This is a genomic window from Myxococcus sp. CA033 (assembly GCF_013336625.1).
Taxonomy (GTDB): Bacteria; Myxococcota; Myxococcia; order Myxococcales; family Myxococcaceae; genus Myxococcus; species Myxococcus llanfairpwllgwyngyllgogerychwyrndrobwllllantysiliogogogochensis.
Genome location: NZ_JABUMU010000015.1, coordinates 65,573 through 69,598 on the forward strand (window position 1 = coordinate 65,573; position 4,026 = coordinate 69,598).

A 4,026-nucleotide genomic window follows, 5' to 3' on the forward strand; every position below is an offset into this window, starting at 1 on the left:
AAACAGGCCTCGATGAAGCTCCTTCCATGAATGACACCCGCCTCCTGGTCAGCAGCATCATCCGAATCACCGAGCCCGGTGAGCGCAGCGGCTCCGTGCGACTGGTCAGCCTGAAGGAGCGGCGCGTCCTGGCGGACTGGCCCATTCCGGAGAGTCCCTTTCGTGCGTACGACCCGAACCCGCGCGGAGGGCTCAGGGGCGGTCGCGGCATCAGCGGCGACGGGGAGCGGCTCGTGGTGGCGGTGACGGATCGCCTCTTCGTCTTCAATCGCGAGTGGAGACAGGTGGGAGAGCTGAGCCATCCCCTCCTCGGCCAGGTGCATGACCTCCTGGTCGAACCGGATGGCGTCTGGGTGACGGCCAGCGCATCGGACATGGTGATGAAGCTGGGCTGGGACGGCGCAGTGCTGCGCGCGTGGAGCTGGCGGGAGGACCCCGCGCTGGCCCGGGAGCTGAAGCTGGCGGACGCGCTCGGCGGAGCGCTGAGCGACGATTACCGGGACCCGCGCCGGCTCCCCGCCTTCTTCGACTTCGTCCATGTGAATGGCGTGGCACGCTGCCCCGAGGGGCTGCTCGTGTCCTTCGGCTTCGTCCCGTCCCGGCTCTCACGACGCATCCAGGCGCTGACGGACCTTCCCGACGCGCTCCTGCGGCGGCTGGGGCGCGGGACGCGAAAGACGAAGGCCTCGAGCGCGTTCGACCTGCGCTTCCTGGCCTCGAGCTTCACGGCCTCCTCCTGGGTCGGCGTGCTGTTGCCGGACCAGGGGCCCGCGCGCGTCGTCGCCCGCCAGGACGGCATCCTGCGGCCCAACCACAACCTGCTGCGGCACCGGGACACGCTCGTCTACAACGACACCCACAACAACCAGGTCGTGCAGCAGGCGGTGGATGGGAGCTGGAAGCGGCAGGTGGCCATCCCCGGAGATCCACCCTTCGTCCGCGGTCTCGCGCCCCTGGGGGGAAACCGCTTCCTCGTGGGCAGCCAGCGGCCGGCCGCCTTGTATGACGTGGACTTCGATTCACCGCGCTGCGAGCGGCTGCTCGAGCTGGGCACCCACCGCCACGAGTGCGTCTACGGCATCCACGTCGTGCCGGACTGTTTCGGCGAGCCCCCGGAGGAGCTCTGGGCGCCCGCGTCCCCGGCCAACAACGCGCGGCCCCGGAACGAAGCGCGGGTGGCCTAGCACACCGCCGCGCGACGTGCTGTCCGGACACCTGCTTTTGACATGAGCGCGTGTTTCAGGTCCGGACGGACTCGTGGTCGAAGGAAGCATATTGCCGGTTTGACCAGTTGAGCCATGTTTCCATAGTCTGCATGGCTGACTTCAACCACAGGTCTTCCAGGTATCCCTTGTCATTCATGAACTACTCGTTTCGCGGCCCATTCTTGCGCTGCGTGCTCGCGACCCTCGCGATCTTCACCCTGGCCGCCTGTGGTGAAGACACGGTCCCGGAGCCGCCTCCCATCGCCGCGCCGGGCTACGAGGCCACGATCCGGCTCACCCGCCACGGGATTCCCCACATCACCGCCAGGGACCTGGGCAGCGCGGCCTTCGGCCAGGGCTATGCCTTTGCCCAGGAGCACGTCTGCGCCCTGGCGGATCAAGTCCTCAAGGTCCGCAGCGAGCGGGCCCGGTTCCTGGGCGCGGGCGCTGGCAATGCCAACGTGGCCAGTGACTTCGGCTACCTCGCGCTGGACGTCTACGGCCGCGCGCGGGAGGCGCTCCCCAGGTTGCCGGTGGACGTGAAGTCGATGATCGAGGGTTACGTCGCGGGCTACAACCGCTACCTCGAGGAGGTGGGCCCCGCCGGACTGCCCCCTGGCTGCGTCAACGCCGCGTGGGTGAGGCCCATCAGCGACGTGGACCTGATGGCCTACCACGTCAGCCTGGCGCTGCTCATGAGCAGCTACCAGTTCGTCGCCGCGGTCACCAATGCCCAGCCGCCCACGACCACGGGCGGCATGCGCATCACCGTGCCGTCACCGGAGGCCTTCAAGGAGCTGCGCGATCACGACACGGGGAGCAACGGCTGGGCCATTGGCGCCGATCGCTCACAACGGGGCCGCGGCATGCTCGTGGCCAACCCCCACTTTCCCTGGCAGGGCGAGCTGCGGCTCTGGGAGAGCCACCTCACCGTGCCGGGCGTGATGAACGTCTACGGCGCGAGCCTGCTGGGCGTGCCGGGGGTGCTCATCGGCTTCAACGATAACGTCGCCTGGACGCACACGGTGTCCGCCGGCCAGCGGATGACGCTGTACCGGCTGAAGCTCGTGCCCGGCAAGCCGACCCACTACCTGTATGACGGGCAGGAGCGGCAGATGACGGCGCGGGAACACACCATCCTCGTGCGCCTGCCGGAGGGCTCGCTCACCAACGTGAAGCGCACGCTCTACAGCAGCCACGTCGGCCCCATGCTCGCCATCCCCGGCGCCACGGACTGGACCTCCACGGTCGCCTTCACGTACCGCGACGCCAACCTGGAGAACTCCACCCTGCTGGCCCAGTTCCACGCGATGAACCGGGCGCGCAACCTCCAGGAGTTCAAGGAGGCCTTCGCCACCATCCAGGGCATCCCCTGGGTCAACACCCTGGCGGCGGACCGTGACGGCAACACCTGGTACGCGGACGCCGCGGCCACGCCCGACCTGAGCAGCGCGGCGATCGACGCCTGGCGCACGGCCAGCTCGGGCGTGGACCCGCAGGTGACCTTGTTCCTGCGCAACCTCAACCTCGTGCTGCTCGACGGCAGCACCTCCGTCAACGAGTGGGTGGCCACTCCCGGCGGACGCAGCCCGGGACTCATCCCTTTCGCCCGCGTGCCCCAGCTCGCGCGGCGTGACTTCGTCTTCAACGCCAACGACAGCTACTGGCTCACCAATCCGGCGGAGCCCCTGCCAGACCTGTCCCCCCTGCACGGTCCCACGCGCCGCAGCCAGCAGCCGCGCTCGCGCATGAACCTGGTGATGTTGACCGAGCAGACGGCGGAAGGGGCCTCCGGCGCGGATGGGAAGTTCACGCTCGACGAGCTCCAGGCCGCCATCCTCAGCAACCGCGGCCTCGTGGCGGAGATGCTGCGCCCCGGAGTCGTGGAGCGCTGCCAGGCCACGCCCACAGCGACCTACCAGGGCAGGAGCGTGGACCTCACCCGGGCCTGCGCCATCCTCGCCGCCTGGAACGGTCGCTTCGACGTGGACAGCGTGGGCGCGGTGCTCTGGCGCGAGTTCATCGGGACCTATCTGGTGAACCAGTTGCTGAACAAGGGCACGCTCTTCGACACGGCCTTCGACGTCAACGCGCCCTTCACCACGCCTGGCACCCTCACGCCCGCCCCCGCGCAGGGTGAGGACCCGATGCTCGTCAAGCTCGCGCAGGCGGTGACGCTGCTGACGTCCTCGAACATCTCCCTGGACGCGCCCCTGGGCAGCGTGCAGTTCACCCCGCGCCGCGGCCTGCGCATCCCCATCCACGGTGGCCACAACCGCGACGGCGTGGCGAACGTCGTCAACTACGGCACCATCCAGTCCACGCTCATCGACGTGCCGCCCGCGCGGGCCAGGCTGCTCAATGGCGAGACGGGCCTGACGTCGGACGGCTACGTCATCACCTCCGGGTCCAGCTTCCTCATGGCCCTGGAGTTCACCGACACCGGCGTGCAGGCGCGAGCCTTGATGACCTACGGCCAGTCGTCCAATCCCGCCTCGCCCTACTACTCGGACCAGACGGAGCTCTTCTCCGGGAAGCAGTGGCGCGACATCCGCTTCACCGAGGAGCAGATCCTCGCGGACCCGGCCCTGGTGGTGCAGTCCGTGTCGGCTCCGTAACCCCTCTGTATCTCCACGGGCGGGGCGTCCCGCCCGGGAGCCTCGACAGGGCCTCCGGCTGCCCCCGGGGGCCCGTTCCTCACTTGCATGTCCTCCCGAGTGAAACCCGTCCTCCGATCTCGGAGGACGAGCCTTCACCCGTCGTGCTCGGCACCGCCCGCCCAGGCCCGCCAGGTGCCCGAGACACTGGAAACGTGAACTTC

The 4,026-nt window shown here is 69.0% G+C and carries 2 protein-coding genes; both read left to right on the forward strand.

What is annotated here, in order from left to right; genetic code table 11:
- The first annotated feature begins 26 nt into the window (after nucleotides 1–26).
- The gene (locus HUA78_RS28990; RefSeq protein ID WP_174462159.1) at nucleotides 27–1,184 is read left to right on the forward strand and encodes a hypothetical protein; all 1,158 of its coding nucleotides are present in this window, start codon (nucleotides 27–29) and stop codon (nucleotides 1,182–1,184) included.
- A 212-nt stretch (nucleotides 1,185–1,396) separates the two neighbouring features.
- A complete protein-coding gene (locus HUA78_RS28995; protein ID WP_371745684.1) occupies nucleotides 1,397–3,823 on the forward strand; it encodes an acylase in 2,427 nt (808 codons plus the stop codon).
- Nucleotides 3,824–4,026 lie beyond the last annotated feature (203 nt).